At 45.5% G+C, this 1,461-nt stretch carries 1 protein-coding gene; it reads right to left on the reverse strand.

Annotated features, from left to right (window positions below; all coding sequences use genetic code 11):
- Window positions 1-62: 62 nt before the first annotated feature.
- The gene (gene rclA / locus BEI65_RS26635; protein WP_004117991.1) at window positions 63-1,388 is read right to left on the reverse strand and encodes a reactive chlorine resistance oxidoreductase RclA; all 1,326 of its coding nucleotides are present in this window, start codon (window positions 1,386-1,388) and stop codon (window positions 63-65) included.
- Window positions 1,389-1,461 lie beyond the last annotated feature (73 nt).

Genomic DNA, 1,461 nt, shown 5'->3' on the forward strand with positions numbered 1-1,461 from the left:
AGTAAGTTGGCAGCATCACCTCTGAGACGCCAGAATATTTGTTCTGGCGTCTGATTTTGAGTTTATTTGACTAATGAAAATAGATCATTGAGTGATTCGCTCATCGACGGATGAGTAAATATCTGATCGCGTAATATGCTATAAGGCAGCCCGGCATCCATCACCATTTTCACTATATTGATCATCTCGTGGGAGTCAACACACAGCAGTGATGCCCCTAATATACGTTGGGTTTTATTATCAACAATCGCTTTTAATACCCCACGGGTATCGTTCATCACTCTGGCGCGCGGAATTGCAGCTACAGGCAATGTCACCACCTGAATATCAGCACCACTCTCTCTGGCTTGTTCTTCTGTCATACCAACCCTGGACAGGGGCGGTGTCATAAATACGGAATAAGGCACATTTTTCCGATCATCAGTACTACGTTTGCCTTCACCCAGTAACTCATCACGTACAATGCGGTAATCATCCAGTGATATGTAAGTAAATTGCAGCCCGCCGGTAACATCTCCCATCGCCCAAATATTGTCTGCGGTGGTATGTAATCGCTTGTCAACGACAATTGCCCCGCGCTCGTTTACTGCGATACCGGCATTTTCTGGATGTAACGAAGCGGTAGCCGGTTGACGACCGGAAGCTATTAACAGTGCATCCACCGCCAGTTGGGCGTGCTCGCTATGCACTTGCACTTGATTTTCATGGTGACTGATTCGCTCCACATGGGCATTGAGGATAATATCGACGCCCTGATCGCGTAAAATCGTCGCGATATTATCAGCAATATCCCGATCTTCCCGAGGCAAAAACAGCGAAGCTGCCTCTAAAATGGTTACTTTGCTGCCAAAATTAGCGAACATAGAGGCGAACTCAACGCCAATATATCCGCCGCCCAAAATACCTAAATGCCCAGGCAATTCTTTTAGATTAAGTAATCCGGTGCTGTCATATACACCAGGCGTGGTGGTAATTCCAGGAATTGGCGGAACCACGGCTTGTGCACCGGTATTAATAAAAATTTTCTCGCCATGAATCTCCAGATTTCCCTCAGGCCGATGAACACGCAGGCTATGATTATTGATAAACTCCGCCTGGCCGTCGATCACGTCGATATTGGGCATATCCGCAAGATTATGAAAATTCTTATTACGTAAAAAATTAACCACTTCATTTTTACGCTGTATGGCACGGACAAAATCTGTGTGCTGCTGTGCGTCATGAACCAATGTTTTGGTTGGGATACAGCCGATATTAATACAGGTCCCGCCATACATTGCATTTGATTGTTCGATGAGAGCCACACGCCAACCTGCTTTTGCCAGCGTGACGGCTAATGTTTTTCCAGCCTTGCCAAAACCAATAATAACTGCCTGATATTTATTCATGATGATTTCCTGTCGAAACGCGTTCATTTGACATCATGACTATAGACGCAAAAGGTGATGCTGCCAACTTACT

This window comes from Serratia sp. BW106 (assembly GCF_002607755.1).
Taxonomy (GTDB): Bacteria; Pseudomonadota; Gammaproteobacteria; order Enterobacterales; family Enterobacteriaceae; genus Serratia; species Serratia proteamaculans.

Excerpts from the sequence above, each read along its gene's own strand:
- rclA (WP_004117991.1), bottom strand. The coding sequence starts at position 1,388 with ATGAATAAATATCAGGCAGTTATTATTGGTTTTGGCAAGGCTGGAAAA.